This window comes from Skermanella pratensis, from assembly GCF_008843145.1.
GTDB lineage: Bacteria > Pseudomonadota > Alphaproteobacteria > Azospirillales > Azospirillaceae > Skermanella > Skermanella pratensis.
In genome coordinates this window covers 2,366,713-2,385,797 of sequence record NZ_CP030265.1, presented here as the reverse complement: position 1 = coordinate 2,385,797, position 19,085 = coordinate 2,366,713, and the positions used below count along the sequence as shown (strand labels likewise).

The 19,085-nt window shown below is 65.5% G+C and carries 12 protein-coding genes; 4 read left to right on the top strand and 8 right to left on the bottom strand.

Features of this window, described 5'->3' with window-relative positions:
* Nucleotides 1–76 precede the first annotated feature (76 nt).
* Together DPR14_RS10785 and DPR14_RS10780 are read left to right on the top strand one after the other, a co-directional pair.
* Nucleotides 77–4,288, top strand: coding sequence for a DEAD/DEAH box helicase (locus tag DPR14_RS10785; RefSeq protein WP_158045131.1), 4,212 nt, complete (start codon nucleotides 77–79; stop codon nucleotides 4,286–4,288).
* 121 nt (nucleotides 4,289–4,409) lie between these two features.
* The gene (locus DPR14_RS10780) at nucleotides 4,410–5,492 is read left to right on the top strand and encodes a DUF4351 domain-containing protein (RefSeq protein ID WP_158045130.1); all 1,083 of its coding nucleotides are present in this window, start codon (nucleotides 4,410–4,412) and stop codon (nucleotides 5,490–5,492) included.
* Nucleotides 5,493–5,523: 31 nt separating this feature from the next.
* On the opposite strand, the gene glgB is transcribed toward DPR14_RS10780, so the two are convergent.
* The 3 genes from glgB to DPR14_RS10765 form a co-directional block, all read right to left on the bottom strand.
* Nucleotides 5,524–7,794 carry a 1,4-alpha-glucan branching protein GlgB gene (gene glgB / locus DPR14_RS10775; protein WP_158045129.1) on the bottom strand — a complete coding sequence of 757 codons (2,271 nt, stop codon included), beginning with the start codon at nucleotides 7,792–7,794 and terminating at the stop codon, nucleotides 5,524–5,526.
* Complete coding sequence (gene treS, locus DPR14_RS10770; RefSeq protein ID WP_158045128.1) at nucleotides 7,794–11,108, bottom strand: maltose alpha-D-glucosyltransferase; 3,315 nt, start codon at nucleotides 11,106–11,108, stop codon at nucleotides 7,794–7,796. The genes glgB and treS overlap by 1 nt, the downstream gene beginning before the upstream one ends.
* A 234-nt stretch (nucleotides 11,109–11,342) precedes the next feature.
* Complete coding sequence (locus DPR14_RS10765; RefSeq protein WP_192499401.1) at nucleotides 11,343–11,759, bottom strand: LemA family protein; 417 nt, start codon at nucleotides 11,757–11,759, stop codon at nucleotides 11,343–11,345.
* 217 nt (nucleotides 11,760–11,976) lie between these two features.
* Between DPR14_RS10765 and DPR14_RS10760 the strand changes: the two genes are divergently transcribed.
* Entirely contained in the window at nucleotides 11,977–12,189 is a 213-nt protein-coding gene (locus tag DPR14_RS10760; protein ID WP_158045126.1) for a hypothetical protein, read from the top strand.
* 84 nt (nucleotides 12,190–12,273) lie between these two features.
* On the opposite strand, the gene DPR14_RS10755 is transcribed toward DPR14_RS10760, so the two are convergent.
* On the bottom strand, nucleotides 12,274–12,732 hold the full coding sequence (locus DPR14_RS10755; protein ID WP_158045125.1) for a ferritin-like domain-containing protein: 459 nt from the start codon (nucleotides 12,730–12,732) through the stop codon (nucleotides 12,274–12,276).
* 209 nt (nucleotides 12,733–12,941) lie between these two features.
* On the opposite strand from DPR14_RS10755, the gene DPR14_RS10750 reads away from it, so the two are divergent.
* The gene (locus DPR14_RS10750; protein WP_158045124.1) at nucleotides 12,942–13,781 is read left to right on the top strand and encodes a universal stress protein; all 840 of its coding nucleotides are present in this window, start codon (nucleotides 12,942–12,944) and stop codon (nucleotides 13,779–13,781) included.
* A 34-nt stretch (nucleotides 13,782–13,815) separates the two neighbouring features.
* On the opposite strand, the gene DPR14_RS10745 is transcribed toward DPR14_RS10750, so the two are convergent.
* The 4 genes from DPR14_RS10745 to DPR14_RS10730 form a co-directional block, all read right to left on the bottom strand.
* Nucleotides 13,816–16,398: a hybrid sensor histidine kinase/response regulator gene (locus tag DPR14_RS10745; RefSeq protein WP_158045123.1), complete on the bottom strand. Its 2,583-nt coding sequence runs from the start codon at nucleotides 16,396–16,398 to the stop codon at nucleotides 13,816–13,818.
* A gap of 226 nt (nucleotides 16,399–16,624) precedes the next feature.
* The gene (locus DPR14_RS10740; protein ID WP_158045122.1) at nucleotides 16,625–17,272 is read right to left on the bottom strand and encodes a hypothetical protein; all 648 of its coding nucleotides are present in this window, start codon (nucleotides 17,270–17,272) and stop codon (nucleotides 16,625–16,627) included.
* Between the two features lie 122 nt (nucleotides 17,273–17,394).
* The gene (locus DPR14_RS10735) at nucleotides 17,395–18,147 is read right to left on the bottom strand and encodes an SDR family NAD(P)-dependent oxidoreductase (RefSeq protein WP_158045121.1); all 753 of its coding nucleotides are present in this window, start codon (nucleotides 18,145–18,147) and stop codon (nucleotides 17,395–17,397) included.
* A gap of 72 nt (nucleotides 18,148–18,219) precedes the next feature.
* Nucleotides 18,220–19,047 carry an ABC transporter ATP-binding protein gene (locus DPR14_RS10730; protein ID WP_158045120.1) on the bottom strand — a complete coding sequence of 276 codons (828 nt, stop codon included), beginning with the start codon at nucleotides 19,045–19,047 and terminating at the stop codon, nucleotides 18,220–18,222.
* Nucleotides 19,048–19,085 lie beyond the last annotated feature (38 nt).

Below are 19,085 nucleotides of genomic sequence, written 5' to 3'. Positions count from 1 at the left end.
ATCCGGGGCCGCCGCTTTGAATTTCCCGCTTTCGGTGCCTGTTGATACGCTGGTCGGTAACCGCTAGCGTCCTGCCATGCAGCACAATCCCTTCAAGCCCCAGTCCGAAACCCCGGAAGCTCCGCCGCCCGAGGAACTGTATCGTCTTTATGGCGAGTTGTCGCCTGCCGCCAAGGTCGTGGTTCACCTGAAGATCGTCGCTGGCAGCGAAGCCGGCAACAACACGCTGTACAAGGCGGCCTCGGCTGTCAGAATTCCGCTGCCGGACGGAAAGACGCTCGGGGTGCGTCTCGTCGAGGAGATCGTGACACAGGTGAAGGGCAGCGGCCTGTGGCTGGGATTGAACCAGCAGAACAACCAGTTCTGCCACGACATGAACATCGCCGCGTTCGCGGACCCGCTATTCGCCCTTTATGTCGAAGCGGTGGAACGGATCAGCCGCCCCACCGGATATGTCCATTACCAGGCGTATCGGATCAGGGAGCTGCGTTTAGCGGTTTACGGGAACTATGCCGAAGCCGTGTCCGAAAGGCTGGCGGAGGATACGCCCGGCACCCTGGCCTTCCTGGCGGGTCTTTTCAGCGACATCACCCTTCGCCCGGACTGGCTGTCCAGCCGGGCACCCGTCATCCGGGAAGCCGTGCTGGCGGCAAGGCTCAATACGTTTCTCCGCGGTGGACATCGCCCCCCGGATTTCGAGGATCTCCGGGCGCATTTGCGACAGCTCGCCGCGACCAGCGAGGACCCCGGCGCCCGCATCGCCCTGGCTAGGTTCGCGATCCTGAGCGGCGATCCCGCCGGAGCGGCGCGGATCGGGGAGGAACTGCGCCCCAGGATGCAGGAGATCGGAGGGGAGAAGGCGAGCGACCATGCCGTGATGGTGGCCGCCTACCGCCACCTGATCGCGGCGATGGCCGATTTCACTTGCGGACACAACACGGAGGCGCTGGCGAGATTCCGCGAAGGACTGAAGCTGTACCGCAAGTCCACTCGCAAACGAAAGATCTTCCTGCCCGACATCGAGGGCCTGCTGGCCATGCTGTGCATCCTGCGGGAAGGAGATCCCGCACTGATCCCGGAGTTGCAGGGCTGGGTGGAGGATACCAGGCGCGAAAGCTGGCCCGGCCCGAACCAGGGCGGCGTCGACGCGGCCTGGGCAATGGCCCTGATCGCGCAGGGGAAGGACGATGTGGCTGGAAATGTCCTTAAGAACACGGCGGCCAGGTACAATGCTCCGCTGGCCCGCGCCCTCGAGCCGCTTGCCCAGTTCCTGCTCGACCCGGTGCCGCTCAGGGCTCGGATGGCCGAGCTGAAGTCGCTGTTCGAAGATTACCGGGACACCTTGCCGCTGGTGGCGGAGGTCTACGCTTCGCTCCTGGAAAAGCTGGCGGGCGATCCCGAACCCTACAGGGAGTACCTGGAGCGGCCCGACCGCCAGCCGATCATCCGCCTGGTCGATCTGATCAAGGTGAACGACCCTTGGGAGCGCGCGCTCGACCATCTCGAGACGCTGCTGGCGCCGTCAGCCAATCCCGTCGCGGAGACCACGAGGAAGCGGTCGAAGCGCCTTGTCTGGCTTCTGGAACCCGATATCGGCACGATCGAGGTGGTCGAGCAGACCGCGAAAGTCAGGGAGGGCTGGAATGCCGGACGCACGCTTTCGTTCCGCCGCGTCGGCAAGAACGAGCCGCCGCTCGAGATGGACGACCACGACCGGCGGGTGGTCGCCACGCTGCGCCATGGCTACGAGCGGAGCCTTTACCATTACACCGCAACGGAAAGCTACGGCCCGGATCCCTACAAGACGCTCCTCGCCCTGGTCGGGCACCCCCGGGTGTTCCACGCGGCCGACAGGAGCCGCCAGCTCGACCTCGTCCGCTACCCGGTCGAACTGGTCGTCTCCGAAGTACGGGGCGGCTATCGGATCGCGCTGTCCTACTTCTCCGAACAGCCCACGGCCTTTCTGGAACAGGAGACCCCGGACCGCTATCGCGTGATCGACGTCTCGGCCGACGTGGTGAAAGTCGGGTCGCTTCTCGGACCGGAGGGCCTGGTCGTCCCCCGGGACGGACGAGACCGCGTCGTAAACCTGGTCAGGCGGTCCATCGGCGGGGCCCTGCCGATCCGGTCGGAGATCGACGCCGTGGAAGTCCCTGCCATGGAGGGCGACTCGACGCCCGCCCTCCGCCTGGTTCCGGTGGACCGCGGCCTGCGCGTGTCCGCCTTCGTACGGCCGTTCGGGGATGCCGGGCCGCACTACCTGCCGGGGCGCGCCGGCAAGTCGGTGCTCTCGCTGGTCGATGGCAAGACCCAGCGCGCCAACCGCGACCTGGAGCGCGAAACGGCGGAACTCACGGCCTTGCTGACCGCCTGTCCCAGCCTCGATGAGCATGCAGTCGGCGAGATGGAATGGGAGCTGCCGGACCTCTACGGCAGCCTCGAATTCCTGTCCCAGGTTCAGGCATACCCCGGAACGGTCTCGCTGGAGTGGCCTGAGGGCGGCCGGCTCCAGGTCACCGCCGCCGCGGCCAGCGCAGGCATGTCGGTCAAGGTGCGGGCATCGCGCGACTGGTTCCAGGTCAGCGGCGAACTTCGCATCGACGAGAACCTGGTGATGGACCTGCGGGAGCTGCTGGACCGGACCGCCCGAATACAGGGACGCTTCATCCAGCTCGACGACGGCCGTTTCCTGGCTCTGACGGAGGAACTGCGCCGCCGCCTCGATCGTTTGGGGGCGCTGTCGGAGGGCGACGGGCGGGGCCGCAAGGTGCACCGGATGGCCGCCTTCGCCGTCGCGGAGGCGCTGGAGGATACCGGGAAGCTGGAAGCCGACAAGCAGTGGCGTGACCAACTCGAACGCATCCGGGCGGCAGGCCGGCACGACCCCAAGGTTCCTTCGACGCTTCAGGCCGACCTGCGCGACTATCAGGCCGAAGGTTTCCGCTGGCTGTCGCGGCTGGCCCATTGGGGTGCCGGAGCCTGCCTGGCCGACGACATGGGCCTGGGCAAGACCGTCCAGGCTATCGCCGTGATGCTGGAGCATGCCCCCCACGGCCCCACCCTGGTGGTCGCACCGACCTCGGTCTGCCACAACTGGGCGGCCGAGATCGAACGCTTCGCGCCTTCCCTCTCCGTCCACCAGTTCGCCCATGCCGACGACCGCACCGCCCTGGTGAAGTCGCTGGGACCCATGGACGTGCTGGTCACCAGCTACGGCCTGCTTCACCAGGAAGCAGCACTCCTGTCGGGGAACCCCTGGCGGATCGCCATCCTGGACGAGGCGCAGGCGATCAAGAACGCCGCGACCAAGCGCGCCCAGGCCAGCATGATGCTCCAGGCGGATTTCCGGCTGGCATTGACCGGAACGCCGGTGGAGAACTACCTGGAAGAGCTTTGGAGCTTGTTCCACTTCGTAAATCCGGGCCTGCTCGGCTCTCTGGAGAGCTTCCGCAAGCGCTTCGCCCTGCCGATCGAGCGCGGCGATCGGGCGGCCAGGCAGGCCCTGAAGACCCTGGTCAACCCTTTCATCCTGCGCCGAACCAAATCGGCGGTGCTGACCGAACTGCCGCCGCGCACCGAACAGACGATCCTGGTCGATCTCGACGACGACGAGCGAGCCATGTACGAGGCATTGCGGCGCCGTGCCATAGAGCGGATCGAGAACCTGCCCGACGACGCATCCGGCCAGCGCAAGATCCACATCCTCGCCGAGATCACCCGGCTGCGGCGCGCGTGCTGCCACCCGTCCCTGGCGGCTCCCGATGCCACCGGGATGGACGGCGCCAAGCTGTCGCTGTTCCTGGAACTGGCCGACGAGCTTCTGCGCAACCGGCACAAGGCGCTTGTGTTCAGCCAGTATGTCGGCTTCCTGGAAATCGTCCGGAAGGCGCTGGAGGAGCGCGGGATCGCCTACCAGTACCTGGACGGCCAGACGCCCCAGCGCGAGCGCGAGAAGCGGGTCAACGCCTTCCAGGCCGGCGACGGCGACCTGTTCCTGATCAGTCTCAAGGCCGGCGGCACGGGGCTGAACCTGACCGCCGCCGACTACGTCATCCACCTCGATCCCTGGTGGAACCCAGCCGTCGAGGACCAAGCTTCCGGCCGCGCCCACCGCATCGGCCAGCAGCGCCCCGTCACGGTCTATCGCCTCGCGGTCGCCGGGACGATCGAGCAGGGTATCCTGGGGCTGCACCAGGACAAACGCGAGATGGCCGCCGAACTGCTGGACGGCAGCGAGGCCAGCGCCAAGCTCAGCGACGAGGAGTTGATGAACCTGCTGAGCGGCTGATCCCGGCCACACGACGCCAGGGGTCGGCAGGGTTCCGCGTCACCGAACCGCATCGACCCGTACACGGAAAAACGCGACAGCTCGCGCGTCCCGGAATACCGGGGCGTGCAGGAGCTTGACAATGGCGAACGATTACGACGCGACGGTGAAGGAACTGGTATGGGCCGGCGCTCCGGCCCTGCTGGGCATGCTGGCGGGCGCACCGGTGCGATGCTTCCTTTCCGCCGAGTTCTCGTCGGTGCGCCAGCGGCGCCCCGACATGGTGGCCCGACTGATGAACGGCAGTATCTTTCACCTGGAACTGCAGGCCGGCCCGGACGCGCGCCTGGACTGGCGCATGCTCGAGTATTACGGCCCGATCTCGGAGCTGAACGACGGGGCACCGGTGACGCAGCTCGTCCTACATCTGGGCGAACGCGGCAGGGGCAAGCCGGCTGGCATCGCGCATCCCAACCTGAACTTCGCCTATCACGTCCGCCACATCAGCGACCTCGATCCCCAACCGCTGCTCGACAGTCATGCCCCCGAGGATGCGGTGCTGGCAATCCTGTGCGGAAACGACGATATTAGAAAGCGTGTCCGGAGCATCCTGGCCCGTCTCGTGCCGCTTGACCGCCGGGCGCGCGATGACGCGGCGGCCAAGCTATTGATCCTCGCCCAGTTGCGCAGGGCGGTGCCGGTCGTGAAGGAGGAGTTGAAGTCCATGGCAGTGCAGATCAACGTCGATGAACACCCATACCTTCGGGAGGTCGCGGCCATGGGAGAAGCCCGGGGTGAAGCTCGGGGCGAGATCAAGGGCAAGGCCGACTCCCTGCTGCGACAAATCGAACGCCGTCTCGGTCAAGTCCCGCAGGCGGTGGCTGCCCGCGTGCACGGCGGGTCCGTCGAAGAACTCGACCGCTGGATGGATGCCATATGCGACGCTTCCACTCTTGATGCTGCCGCGCTCGAATCGATCCTCTCCCCCCTCAGCATTGACCGCCCGGAAAAGGTTATGGCCGTCCCTGGATGCTATGTCGCCCGCCTGGATGACGGGAGCGGGACGGTATACGTGCTCGATCCTGACGGCAAGCCGATAGACGATGATGAAGCGGCGTGCATCGGCGACATGCTGGGGGAACTGCTGGACGAGTTGAACCGGCGCGGATTCGATACCGCGTCGGCCGTATTCGCCATCAATCGACGGTCGGACGGCGCGCTCTGAACGGGCGCTCCGCCCTTCCGTATTGTCCGGACTACTGCCGCTCCAGCACCAGCGTGCCCAGCGGCGGCACCGTCAGGCAGACCGAGTAGGGCCGGCCATGGTGCGGAACCTGCTCCGCCTCGACGCCGCCTCCGTTACCCACGTCGCTACCGCCATAGATGCCAGCGTCGGTGTTCAGCCGCTCGCGGTAGAAGCCCGGCAGCGGTACGCCGACCCGGTAGCCCTGCCGCGGAAGCGGCGTGAAGTTGCTGACCGAGACGATCGGCCGCTCCCTGTCCTTGCCGTAGCGCAGGAAGGCCAGGACGCTGTTGTCGCTGTCGTTCGCCTCGATCCAATCGAAGCCCAGGGCCTCGTTGTCCAACTCGTGCAGCGCCGCCGTTTCGCGGTACAGGTGGTTCAGGTCGCGAATCAGGTTCTGCACGCCCTTGTGGAACGGGTCGTCGAGCAGGAACCAGTCAAGGCCCTGATTATGGTTCCACTCCCGCTCCTGGCCGAACTCGCCGCCCATGAACAGAAGCTTCTTGCCCGGATGGGTCCACATGAAGCCGTAAAAGGCCCGCAGGTTGGCGAATTTCTGCCAGCGATCGCCCGGCATCTTGTTCAGCAGGGAGCCCTTGCCATGGACCACCTCGTCGTGGCTCAGCGGCAGCACGAAGTTCTCGCTGAAGGCGTAGAGAAGGCCGAAAGTCAGGTCGTGGTGGTGATAGCGGCGGTGGATCGGGTCCTTGGACATGAAGCGGAGCGTGTCGTGCATCCAGCCCATGTTCCATTTGAAGCCGAATCCCAGCCCGCCGAGATAGACCGGTCGCGACACGCCCGGCCACGAGGTCGACTCCTCGGCCACAGTCATAGCGCCGGCATGGTTGGCGTAGACCAGCTCGTTCATCCGCTTCAGGAAGGCGACCGCCTCCAGGTTCTCGTTGCCGCCGTACTGGTTGGGCACCCACTGGTCGGCCTGCCGGCTGTAGTCGAGGTACAGCATCGACGCCACCGCATCGACCCGGATGCCGTCGAAATGGAACTGGTCCATCCAGTACAGCGCGCTGCCCAGCAGGAAGCTGGACACCTCGCGCCGGCCGAAATTGTAGATCAGAGTGTTCCAGTCCTGATGGAATCCCTGTCGCGGGTCGGCGTGCTCGTACAGGTGCGTTCCGTCGAACATCCCGAGGCCGTGCGGGTCCGTCGGAAAATGGCCCGGTACCCAATCCAGCAGCAGCCCGATCCCTTCCTTGTGGCAGCGCTCGACGAAGCGGGAGAAGGCGACGGGGTCGCCGTGCCGGCTGGTCGGAGCGTACATGCCGATCGGCTGGTAGCCCCAGGACCCGTCGAAGGGAAATTCGGTGATCGGCAGCAGTTCGATGTGGGTGTAGCCCATCTCCTTGATATAGGGAACGAGGTCGTCGGCCAGCTCGTCATAGGTCTGGTACCGTATCCCGCCCTCGCCGTCCGGACGCTTCCACGAGCTGAGATGGCATTCGTAGATCGAGACCGGCTTGGCCCGCCAATCCGTCCTGGCCCGGTCGCGCAGCCACTCCTGATCGCCCCAGTCGTGGCTGTTCAATCCTTGGACGACCGAAGCCGTATGGGGCGGCAACTCGGACCGGAAAGCATAGGGGTCGGCCTTCAACGGCATCAGGCTGCCGGTCGGCCCCTTGATCTCGTACTTGTAGCGGTCGCCTTTGGTGACATGGGGTACGAACAGTTCCCACACGCCGCATTCGTGCCGCTTGCGCATGGGCAGCCGGCGGCCGTCCCAGTTGCAGAAATCGCCGATGATCGAGACACGCCGGGCGTTGGGTGCCCAGACCGCGAACGCGGTTCCGGCGACGCCTTCCATCTCGTGCGGGTGGGCTCCCAGCCTCTCGAAGCTGCGCAGATGGGTGCCTTCAGCCAGCAGGTGGACGTCGAGTTGGCCCAGCACGGGCGGGAAGCTGTAGGCATCCTCGAACTCGCCGGTGTTGGTCGCGAAATCGATGCGGAACCGGTAGCGGAACAGGTTCTTGCGATCGTCCAGCGTGATGGCCCAGAAGCCGTCGGGATGGATCTTCTCCAGATCCGCGACCGGCTGGCCGCTATGGCTGTCGATCAGCAGGACCCGGCGCGCTTCCGGGATGAAGGTGCGGACGGTGACGGCGCCGTCCGGCCCGTCGGTGTGCATCCCCAGGATGCCGAACGGGTCGCCGTGGTCGGCCCGGACGATGGCCTCGATTTCCTGACGCAGGACTTCGGCGCTTTTCGCACCCGAACCGTCGGGAGTCCCGGTTGCGGGCTGGCTGGTCGGGTTCTTGGTAAAGGCGGTCATCAAACCTCCCCAGGCTGTGAGCTGGCGGCGTGTGCATCAAGAATGCCGGCCACCCCTTTGATCGGGATGCCCAGCCATGTCGGCCGATTGGCGGCCTCGTAGGCGACTTCGTAAAGCGCCTTCTCCAACATGAACAGGTCGAGGAGGCGTTTTGCAGCGCCCTCGTCGGCAGGATAGCTGGGGCACCCCAGAATCGCGTCGTGGTAGGCGGTCAGGAAAGCCCTGGACGCCTGCTGTTCCCATTCGAGCGCGGTGCCGAGCACCTTGGGTCCCGCGTCGGCCTGCATCTCCTGGACCCGCTTCACCGCCGCCCAGGCCGCGTAGTTGAACGACCGGAGCATGCCGGCCACGTCGCGGAGCGGCGCATGCTTGGCCCGGCGCTGGTCGAGTGTCTTGGCCGGCTCGCCCTCGAAATCGATCACGTACCAGTCGTTCTGAGCCTTCAACACCTGACCCAGATGATAGTCGCCATGGTAGCGCGTCTTGAAGCTGGTGACACCACCCGCGACGAGCGAACCGATCAGGTCGATGCACTCTTGGCGGCGCCCGAGCAGCGATTCGGCTTCGGCAAGCTCGTCTCCGGTCAGCCTCGACCGGGCCTGCTCCAGGCTGCCGAAGGCGCGTTCCGCCTGGGTCCTGGCGTCGTCGATCCACCGTGAGACATCGTCGTCGGTGACCGGTTCCGGCTCGAAGGCGGGATTGCCGCTCTCCATCGCCAGCGCGTGGTGCAACTCCGCGGTCCGCTGCCCGAGCGTCCCAGCCAATGCCATGTAGAACTCCAGGTCCTCGGCCGCGGACTGCTCGGTGTCCTCGGTGCCGGGGGCTCCCAGCCGGATCTCGTCCAGGTATCGCACAAGCTGATCGACCGTGTAGCTCCAGCCGTCGCCCTGGTTCCGAACGAAACCCTGCACGATCATCAGGGCGGTCGCCGTCCCGTCGTCATCCACGTGGAAGGCGGAACCCAGCAGCGGCGGCGTGTTGCGGTAATCGGCGACCTCGGTCAGGAAGCGGCCGATCTCCAGTTCCGGATGCTCGCCGCGGACCAGCTTGCGGTAGGCCTTCACCACCATCAGGTCGGCGACTAAGACGGAAGTGTTGCTCTGCTCGACGCCCAGCCGGCGGATCTCCAGCTCTTCGGGAAGCTCCAGATCCGCCATGCGCTGGGTCGGCTGGAACTGGATCGTGCCGGAACTCGCCTTGACCTGGTCGTTGCGCTTGATCGCGTCAACGGCGGCCAGCAGGAAACGATCGGACTGCATGGCGTCGTACAGGCCGCCCAACCGCGGACCGCGCCGGGCCCGCGCCAGCGTATAGGGCAGCAGGGGCGATGCGGGCGACGCGGCGCTCTCGTCCCAGTTGACCGCCAGCGGCAGGAAGTAGGGATGCGGCTCGTCCACCCCGGACAGCACGACGTCGATGACGCCGAGCATGAAGTTCTCGCCCCGCCCCGAGAGTTCCGCGATGGTGTGGACGCGGGTCCCGTTGATGACCTCGTCCTTGGCGCCGAACCAGCGCTGCTTGGGCAGGTAGGTCGGGAGCACGTCGCGGGCCAGTTCGGTCGCGGCGCGGCCGGTCGGATTGCGCCAGCCGTCGGTGATCACCAGCGTGACGAACTCCGGCATGACCTCCGGAAGCTGCTCGTGCCAAGCCGGCTGCTCGGCGGTGTTGGTCAGGCCGAACCAGTAGAATCCGTAGGCCGGAAGCGTCAGCAGGTACGGCAGGTCGCCGATCGGCGGAAACGTGCTTCGGCCGATCAGTTCGACCGGAACGCAGTTCTTGTGGCGCGCCAGGTCCAACTCGACCGCTTGGGCGGAGCGCGACAGGTTGGCGACGCACAGGATCACCTCGCCCTCATGCTCGCGCAGGTACGCCAGCACCTTTCGGTTGCCGGGGTAAAGGAAGCGTAGCGTGCCGCGGCCGAACGCCTTCTGCTGCTGTCGCACCGCGATCAGCCGCTTCATCCAGTTCAGCAGCGACGACGGGCTGCGCTCCTGGGCTTCGACGTTGACGGCATCGAAACCGTAGATCGGGTCGGCGACCGCCGGCAGGTAGAGACGTGCCGGGTCCGACCGGGAGAAGCCGCCGTTACGGTCCGGCGACCACTGCATGGGCGTCCGGACGCCGTCGCGGTCACCCAGATAGACGTTGTCGCCCATCCCGATCTCGTCGCCGTAATAGACCACCGGCGTGCCGGGCATGGAGAACAGCAGGCTGTTCAGCAGCTCGATCTTGCGCCGGTCGTTGTCCATCAGCGGGGCGAGGCGGCGGCGGATGCCCAGGTTGATCCGCATCCGCCGGTCCTTGGCGTAAAAATTCCAGAGATAGTCCCGCTCCTTGTCGGTGACCATTTCCAGCGTCAGCTCGTCATGGTTGCGCAGGAAGACGGCCCACTGGCAGGTCTCCGGGATCTCCGGCGTCTGGCGCATGATGTCGGTGACCGGGTGCCGGTCTTCCTGGGCGATCGCCATGTACATGCGCGGCATCAGCGGGAAGTGGAACGCCATGTGGCATTCGTCGCCACCCTTGGAAAGGTCGCCGAAATAGGGCAGCACGTCTTCCGGCCACTGGTTGGCCTCGGCCAGCAGCATGCGGTCCTGGTAGCCCTCGTCCACGGCGGCGCGGATCTGCTTCAGGACATCGTGGGTTTCGGTGAGGTTCTCGTTGTTCGTGCCCTCGCGCTCGATCAGGTAGGGCACGGCATCGAGCCTCAGCCCGTCCACCCCCATGTCGAGCCAGAAGCGCAGCACGCTCAGGACCTCGCGCATCACGGCCGGATTGTCGAAGTTTAGATCCGGCTGATGCGAGTAAAAGCGGTGCCAGAAATAGGACTTCGCGACCGGGTCCCAGGTCCAGTTCGACTTCTCGGTATCCAGGAAGATGATCCGCGTACCCTGGTACTTCTGGTCGGTGTCGCTCCAGACGTAGAAATTGCGGTGGTTGGACCCCGGCTTGGCGGTCCGGGCGCGCTGGAACCAGGGGTGCTGGTCGGAAGTGTGGTTGATGACCAGCTCGGTGATCACACGCATGCCGCGGTTGTGGCACTCGCGCACGAACTGCCGGAAGTCCCGCATGAACCCATAGGATGGGTTGACGCTACGGTAGTCGGCGATGTCGTACCCGTCGTCGCGCAGCGGCGAGGGATAGAAAGGCAACAACCACAGTGCCGTGACACCGAGTTCCTGAAGATAGTCCAGTTTGTGGGATAGCCCCGCGAAGTCTCCGATGCCGTCGTTATCGGCGTCGAAGAAGGCCTTCACGTGGAGCTGGTAGATGACGGCATCCTTGTACCAGAGGCGGTCGTTCCGATCGATCATGGTATCTCGGGCTGTTGCAAGGACGTGGGCGCCCGTTGGATTTGGGCTTGGCGGATTTTGGCCGCTCATGGCGCTTCGGCGCGGGCCGCCGGTGCTGGATGAGCGTGCGACTGATCAGGGTAACACGCGAGAACGCTGGAAGGCACAGGTGCTCCCCAGTTTTTGCGGTCACGTCCCTGCCCGGCCCTTGCAGCCGACCGAATCAGTAAGATTTATCTGCGCTTTCCCAAGGCGCTAGCGCCTCATCGGGGTGACGGTGGCCGAAGCCCCGTCCTCGGTGCGTGGCCGCCCGGCGGAGAGGGTGCGGTCCGGAGCCAGGAAGTCGATCCGGCGGAAACCGGCGATGCGGCTCAGCAGGATCTGGGGGATCTGGGCACGATAAGCGTTGTACGCCCTGATGTCGGCATTGCAGCTCTCCCGGCGGGCCAGCAGATCCTGCTCCGCCCCGGCGAGTTGTGCCAGCATCTGATGATGTTCCGGCGCCCGCCCCGAGCCGTCCGATAATCTCTCCAGCAGTTCGGTTCGCCCGAGCGCTCCGGCTTCGACGTTGGCTTTCCGCTCCTGCACGACATGCAGCAGGTGCTGCAGACGATTGTAGATTGACGCGATGTAAACCACGCAAAGCGTCGTAACGATCAGCGCTACATCCATGTCGGTATCCCCCTGCCCGCGCATCATACCATCGCGTGCGGAGAAATAGAGATAATTTGTCCGGGAATTTTTCAGACCCGGGATCCAAGGGCAACTTGTCGCGCGGTGCGGCGGCGGAAGGGCTGCTAGTCTTGGTCAAGGTCCAGGTTAGGCCGAGATCCGCATGACCAAAGTTCTGGTCCAATTTCGACAAGCAAAGCTTCAGGAGCGCTGAATAATGGCATCATACATGATCAAAGTTGCAGGCGAAGGGCTGGTGACGAAGGCCCATCGCAGCGCCGATGTTGGCCCAACAAGCGGATCTTCCGTTATTTACGAGATTTTGAACGTTCCGGAAGATGTCACGATCGACGACGTGATCTTGGCGTTCAAGGACTACAAGCCGCAGGAGAAGGTCTACGAGATCGACTACTCCGCCCTGAAGGCTTGAAATCTGGGACCCGATGGGACCCAAAAGGAACGCCCGGCTGCCGGCCCGCTTGAACGGGCCGGCAGCCGGGCGGTCAAGGACGGATCAGGCGGCCTTGAACCGCGTCACCCACTTCTTCAACTCGGCAACGTGCTCCGCCTCTTCCTCCGCGAACTCCTCCGCCATCATGCGAATTTCCGGGTCCTTGGTGGTGGTGGCGACGTTCTGGTAAAAGGCGTAGCCGCGCTCCTCGCTGTCGAGAGCGAGGGCAAGCGCATATTCCGCGTTCATCAGATAATGCGAACCTTCCATGGACGTGGCCTCCGGGCTCTCGTCGCCCGGCCAGAGGAAGTCTTCCGGCTTCATGTCCGGCAGCTTGTGGAACCCGGCGCGCTTGCGGGCTTCCGCCAGATGGAGTCGCGAGAAATGGGCCATCTTGCCGAAAAATTCGGCCACTTCCCGGTTGCCGTAGGTTTTCATCGATTCGGCCAGATCGGAGAACCGCGCCGCGGCATCCTCCTCCAGCTTGATCGCATAGGCGAGAAATTCTGCTACATCGTTCATGATCAAACCAGCGTGGAGAGTGGAAAAGATGGATCACGCCCACAGTAGGACCAGGGCTGCCCGCTGTCTCGCCTTGAACCCGATCGGACGGCACCGCGTGACGATTTGACCTAGCCTGCAAGATGGTTGCGCGGCGCCTTGGCTCGGCGGATGATCGTCACTGGTGAAGCCGGTGGGTAATCACGAAGGCATCTAGGGGGTTCAGGCACATGAAGAGCATTCTCATTCCGGTCGAGGAAAGCGAACTGCTGGGGTCGGTGCTGGAGACGGCCCTGCTGGTGGCGCGGCGCTTCGGCAGCCACATGGAAGGTCTGCACGTCCGTCCGGATTTCGCCGGGATCATCGCGGCGACCGGCATGGGCGCGCCCTACGTGGTGGAGGACTTCCGCAAGGAGGACTGGGAGAGCATCCAGCGCTCCCGGCTGGAATTCGAACAGTTCCTGAACCGCAACGACATCCCGCTGGACGGCGGCGCCGGCAGCGGCCAGCCCTGGGCCACCTTCAGGGTCGAAGCTCCGCCGGGCGACGACTTCATAGGGCAGCATGCGCGACTGTTCGACCTGACAGTGCTGGGCCAGCCGTCCCGGGGCGCCACCCCGCCCCGCATGAGCACCCTGGAGGCGGCGCTGTTCGACGGCGGCAGGGCGATCCTGGTGGCGCCGCCGATGGCCCCGCGCCGCCTCGGCCACAACGTGATGATCGCCTGGAACGCGAGCACGGAGACGGCACGCACGGTCGGCCTTGCCCGCAGCTTCCTGGAGCAGGCGGAGCGCGTGTTCGTTCTGTCCGTGGAGGGCGGGCTGGTCGCCGGCCCGAGCGCCGAGGAGGCCGCCCGCTATCTGACCCGGGCCGGCATTCCGGCCCAGGCGATGCACGTCCCGCAGAACCGCGGCGTCGGCGAGACGATCCTGGAGCATGCCAAGGCGCTGGAGGTCGATCTGCTGATCAAGGGAGCCTATACCCAGAGCCGCCTGCGCCAGATGATCTTCGGCGGCGCCACCAGCCATATCCTGGCGATGGCCAACATGCCGGTGCTTCTCGCCCACTGACGGTTTCGGATTCCCCCGGCGGTACGGACCGGATTCACTGGGCGCGCGGGTCGCGCTGGAAGCGAATGACGTTGGTCGGGCCGCCGGAGCCGAGAAGGCCGGTCAATACGGCGACGAGGTCCGGCGGCCGATAGGGTTTGCACAGCCTCGCGACGCCGGCGGGAATTCCGCCGGTCGGCAGGTCGGCATAGCCGGAAGCCAGAACGATCGGGAGGTGCGGGTACCGGCTTCGCAGCGTCTCGATCAGGTCCAATCCGGTCATGCCGGGCATCGCGTAGTCGGTAATGATCAGATCGAACGGGCCGGCGCTGTCCAGGATCTCCAGCGCGTGGCTGCCGTCATGGGCCAGCGTTACGGTATGCCCCATGTCCTGAAGCACCGCCTCGGCCCCCATGCCGACCAGAACGTCGTCCTCCACCAGCAGGACGCGGCACGACGGCGGAGCCGACGCCTCGTTCCCGGGATCGGAAAGCAGAGGCTTGATCGGCATCACGGCCCCCGCCGCCGGGAGGCCGATCGAGATCCGAGTTCCCATGTCGACCTGGGTCAGGATGCGCAGCCAGCCGCCCGACTGCACCGCCAGCCCATGGACCATGGACCGACCGAGGCCCGAACCCTTGCCCGGTTGCTTCGTCGTGAAGAAAGGTTCTATGCACGACCGCGATGTCTTCTCGTCCATGCCGCAACCGTTGTCGGCCACGGTCAGGCAGACGAAGCCGGCCCGCGGCTGGCCGGGATCGTCGCGGTCGGCCGGCTGGTGGCGCAGCGAAATGGTCAGGACGCCGCCCTCGTGCATCGCGTCCTTCGCGTTCAGCACGAGGTTGAGCAACGCCAGTTCCAGTTGATTGGCGTCGACCCGAACATTCGGCAGGCCGTCGGGCAGGTCGAAGACCGTACGGATGCCTACCCCGACCGACCGCTCCACCAGGTCCCTCATGCCTCCGACAAGGTCGCGCAGGTCGATCACCTCGGGCCGCAGGTCCTGGCGGCGGGCGAAGGCCAGCAGGCGCTGGGTCAACGTGGTGCCGCGCTCGGCGGCCTGGGTCGCGCTGTCGGCGAACTGCCGCAGCCGCTCGTCGTCGGGCAGGCGTTTCCGCAGCAGGTCCAGGCTGCTCAGGATCACCATCAGCAGGTTGTTGAAGTCGTGTGCGACGCCGCCGGTCAGCTGCCCCAGCAGTTCCAGCTTCTGCGCCTCGTGAAGCTTCGCCTGCGCCGCCTTGAGGTCTGAAATGTCGCGCCCCTCGGCCACCAGCAGGACGGTTCTGCCCTGCTCGTCGGTGACGCCCTTCAACGAGAAGTCGATCAGGACCCGGCGGCCGTCCACCCCGGTTATCTCGGCCTCATAGCGCACGAACTCGCCGCCCGCCGCCCGGTTGATCGCCTGCCGCAGCTTGTCCGCAGCGTCGCCGTCCGGGCTCCACCAGGGGGTTTCCCAGAACGGCGTTCCGATCACGTCGTCCTGGCCCAGCCCGCCGAAATCCAGCGCCGCCCGGTTGATCTCAAGGACGGTCCCGTCGGGCCTGAGCAGGGCAATGTACTGGAACATGGAGTTGAAGATCCCGCGGAAGCGTCTTTCCTCCTCCCGCATCCTGTCGTTGGCGGCACCGAGTTCCCGAGTGCGTTCCTCGACCTGCCCCTCCAGCCTTCGCCCCGACGACGCCAGGACGCCGTTGGAGATCATAAGCTCCTCGCGAAGAACGGCCTCCCGCCGGCTCATCCGCAACGCCAACGCCGTCAGCGCCACAAGCCCGCAGAGGATCAAGGCGATTTGCCAGATGCTCTGGTGAAGGTTCTCGCGGAACGGGACCATCGCGCTGGAGACGGGTACACTGGCGCTGACGATGACCGGCCAGGAGGCGTGCCGCCGGAAAGAGAAGATCCGCTCCACCCCGTCGAAGGGCGACTGCGTGCGGAAAGTACCGGATTGCCCGGCGAGCAGCGACCAGAAAGCCGAGTGGTCCCTGTAGTTGTGGCCGATCTCCTGGGGCGACATGCCCGTCCGGGCGATGACGCCGCCGTCAAGGTTCCAGACCGTCAGCTGGACGCCCGCCCCCAGATCGCTTGTCAGCGGAACCTGCTCGAAGAAAGTCGGCCGCATCGATACCTGGGCGATTCCGTCGAGGGACCCTTCGTTATCCCGGATCGTGCGGGAATAGGTGAACAGGATCTGTCCGGAGAACCGGCCGATCAGGGCCTCGCCGATGTGGCGCTCGGCCCCGGCGAGATGATCCCTGAGCCAGGCGCGATCGGTAAAATCGCCGGAAGGCGCAGGGAATTGCGTGGTCAGCAGCGTGGGAGTGCCCTTGCGGTCGACCACTAGGATCTGCGACCCTGCGATCCGGCGCGCCAGATCGCCCAGGTAACGGTGCGGCTCCAACCGGTTCCGGACCTGATCGACGCCGCCTTTCTGCCGGACGTAACGGACGACCTCCAAAGCGATCAGGTCGCTGGTCTCGAAGACCCGGCCGATATACTCCTCGGTCAAGCGGGCGAGATCGCGGCTCGCCGATTCGGCCCTCGCGAGTTCGCGGTCGTGATCCGACAGCAGCCACACCGCCCGCATGCCGACCACGCTGAGTGCGAAGAATGCCGCCATGGTCAGGATCAGCAAGTCCATGCGTCGCCGGTTCAAAGTGCGACTACTCCGTTGTGGATGGCTGTCTACTTTGGAGATAATACCATTGCATCCTTTCCAAAGGAACGAAACATAATCGTGTCAAGCCGTCGCGGACGGGTTTTGCTTCCAAAACAGATCCGGCTTTGACGGACATCTCCGGGATGCACGCAATCGAACCGGGCCCCCTTCGGAACCGGTACTGGCCGCCCGCCGGAAGAAGCCGAAGTCAGACCTGCGCCGGAAGCCTGACGGAATCGGCCGCGGTTTTCAGCATCCAGGTGAACCACAGGACGATCCCGGTGAACTTGCAACCGTCCTCCACGACATAGAGGACGAAATCCGACGCCATCACTCCCAGGCCGGTCAGGAACGCAGGGTTGTCGAAGACGACGCTGCCCGCGAAGAATGCCGCAGACGAGGCCAGCAGGACCGGATTGCCACGGATGAGGAACCTGAAGAAGGTCAGTCCGAACGCCGCCGCCAGCGCCAGATACCCCACCTTGATATAGCGCTCGCGGATGCCCAACCCCTCGGGCAGCACCTGCTCATGGAGCATGAAGGCGTCATCGACCATCAGCAGCAGCGTGAGCAGTCCGGCGGCCTGGAAGAAGCCGCCCGCCCGCGTGTCTCCCGCACCCCGGAGCACGGTCGCCGCCAAGGCGGCAATACCCGCTGCGGCGGCCCAGAAGAACAGCCCGATGGTGGAGATCATCCCGAAGAAGGGGTCGTAGCCGACGATGTCGGCCGGATCGTTGAAAAGTTCCCCGTAAGCATACCTGTTCTGGAGAACCGCCAGTGCGACGATGAGGGCTGGAACCGAAATGCCCGCCGTCAGCCAACGGTACGACGTGTCCGAAGCGGCAATATTCCTCAACGAGCTTCTTGAACTATTCTCCGAGATCACCGTCACCGTCACACCCTTCAAAATTGGTTTGTTAACCAATCATGACGGTTTTATGACGTTACTGTCAAACTTGTTGGAATGACGCGTTTTCGTTAGTACAAATGCTGTCCGCCGGTCACGAAAATCTCCGTTCCAGTCACGTAGCTGGACGCGGACGAGCTGAGATAGAAGACCGCCGACGCGACGTCCGAGGGTTGCCCCAGCCGGTGCAGCGGAATGCGCGGGATCAGGATGTCGGTTTCCGGCGACAGCATCGCGGTTTCGATCTCTCCCGGTGCCACCGCGTTGACCCGCACGCCGAGGTCGGCGAACTCCACCGCCATCTCTCGGGTCAGTCCGGACAGCGCCGCCTTCGACGTGCTGTAGGCGGAGCCGGCGAAGGGATGGACCGCGTGGCCGGCGATCGAGGTGATGTTGACGATTGCGCCCTTGCCCTTGGCGAGAGACGCGGCAAACCCGCGGGCCAGGACCAGCGGCGCGAAGAAGTTCAGTTCGAAGACGGAGCGCCAGGCGTTCAGGTCGCCGTTGAGGCAGCCGAGCCGCTCCTTGATCGGCGTCTTGGGCGACACCCCGGCATTGTTGACCAGCGCGTGGAGCGGCCCGCCGCCCAGCACCCGGTTCGCTTCCTTAACGAATTCGGCCCGGCTGTCCGGGTCGCCCAGGTCAGCGGCGATATGGTGGGTCCAGTTGGGATCGGCTTTGCAATCCTCCGGGATCGTCTCCCGCGAGCAGGTGATCACGCGCCACCCCTCGTCGCTGAAGCGCTGGACGGTGGCGTGGCCGATCCCCCGGCTGGCGCCGGTCAGGATGACGGTGTGTTTCTCGGGTGCGGGCGTCTCTGGCATGACTCCACAATACCGCAACGCCGCGACCGCTGCAAAGCCGGCCAAGCACCCGCCCCCTGCTCGCCGGGCAGGTCACCCCAGCAGCTGGAACGCCGGTCCCCCGCGCCCCAGCAGTTCGGCGCGATAAGCCTCGACGACCGCCTCGTTGCCCCGGTCGGCGCGCGGCAGGTCGATGGGCAGGTCGGCAAGCACCCGCGTGGGAGGAGGCGAGAGCAGCACGAGCCGGTCAGCCAGCTGGATCGCCTCGCGCAGATTGTGGGTAACGAACAGGACCGTGGTCGGCCGGGCACTCCAGACGTCGAGCAGCAGCAACCGCAGCCGCTGGGCCGTCAACTCGTCCAGCGACACGAAGGGTTCGTCCATCAGCAGCAGGTCCGGCTGAACGACGAAGGCGCGGGCGAGCGCCGCCCTCCGGGCCATTCCGACCGAAAGGCGCCCTGGATACTGGTCCCGGACGCGGGTCAGGTCCATGGCGTCGAGCAGGGCCGCGATCCTGGCCTCGGCGTCGGGGTCATGACCGGGACCGGGGTCCAGCACCAGCGCGAGATTCTGATGCACGGTGCGCCACGGCAGCAGGCGCGGGTTCTGGAAGACATAGCCGAGAACCGGGCGGTCCCGGCCGGCTGCGGTCGGCAGCCTCACGCGGCCGCGGAAGTCGCGGTCGAGGCCGGCGACGATGTTCAGCGTCGTCGTCTTGCCGCAGCCGGACGGACCGACCATCGCGACGAACTCGCCGCGCCGCGCTGCCAGCCGGAACGCACGCACAGCCTCATGGGCAGGCGCATCGCCGACCGCCGGGAACGTTTTGCTGTCGATCTCGACCAGCAGGTCCGGTGCAGCGTCCGGCGCGGAACCGGACAGGGAGTCGGGGCGGGGAGTCCGGGCGAAGGAAATCGACATTCAACCGTACCAGACGAAACCAAGCGCCAACCTTAACC

Excerpts from the sequence above, each read along its gene's own strand:
- DPR14_RS10785 (WP_158045131.1), top strand. The coding sequence starts at position 77 with ATGCAGCACAATCCCTTCAAGCCCCAGTCCGAAACCCCGGAAGCTCCG.
- DPR14_RS10780 (WP_158045130.1), top strand. The coding sequence starts at position 4,410 with ATGGCGAACGATTACGACGCGACGGTGAAGGAACTGGTATGGGCCGGC.
- glgB (WP_158045129.1), bottom strand. The coding sequence starts at position 7,794 with ATGACCGCCTTTACCAAGAACCCGACCAGCCAGCCCGCAACCGGGACT.
- treS (WP_158045128.1), bottom strand. The coding sequence starts at position 11,108 with ATGATCGATCGGAACGACCGCCTCTGGTACAAGGATGCCGTCATCTAC.
- DPR14_RS10765 (WP_192499401.1), bottom strand. The coding sequence starts at position 11,759 with ATGGATGTAGCGCTGATCGTTACGACGCTTTGCGTGGTTTACATCGCG.
- DPR14_RS10760 (WP_158045126.1), top strand. The coding sequence starts at position 11,977 with ATGGCATCATACATGATCAAAGTTGCAGGCGAAGGGCTGGTGACGAAG.
- DPR14_RS10755 (WP_158045125.1), bottom strand. The coding sequence starts at position 12,732 with ATGAACGATGTAGCAGAATTTCTCGCCTATGCGATCAAGCTGGAGGAG.
- DPR14_RS10750 (WP_158045124.1), top strand. The coding sequence starts at position 12,942 with ATGAAGAGCATTCTCATTCCGGTCGAGGAAAGCGAACTGCTGGGGTCG.
- DPR14_RS10745 (WP_158045123.1), bottom strand. The coding sequence starts at position 16,398 with ATGGACTTGCTGATCCTGACCATGGCGGCATTCTTCGCACTCAGCGTG.
- DPR14_RS10735 (WP_158045121.1), bottom strand. The coding sequence starts at position 18,147 with ATGCCAGAGACGCCCGCACCCGAGAAACACACCGTCATCCTGACCGGC.
- DPR14_RS10730 (WP_158045120.1), bottom strand. The coding sequence starts at position 19,047 with ATGTCGATTTCCTTCGCCCGGACTCCCCGCCCCGACTCCCTGTCCGGT.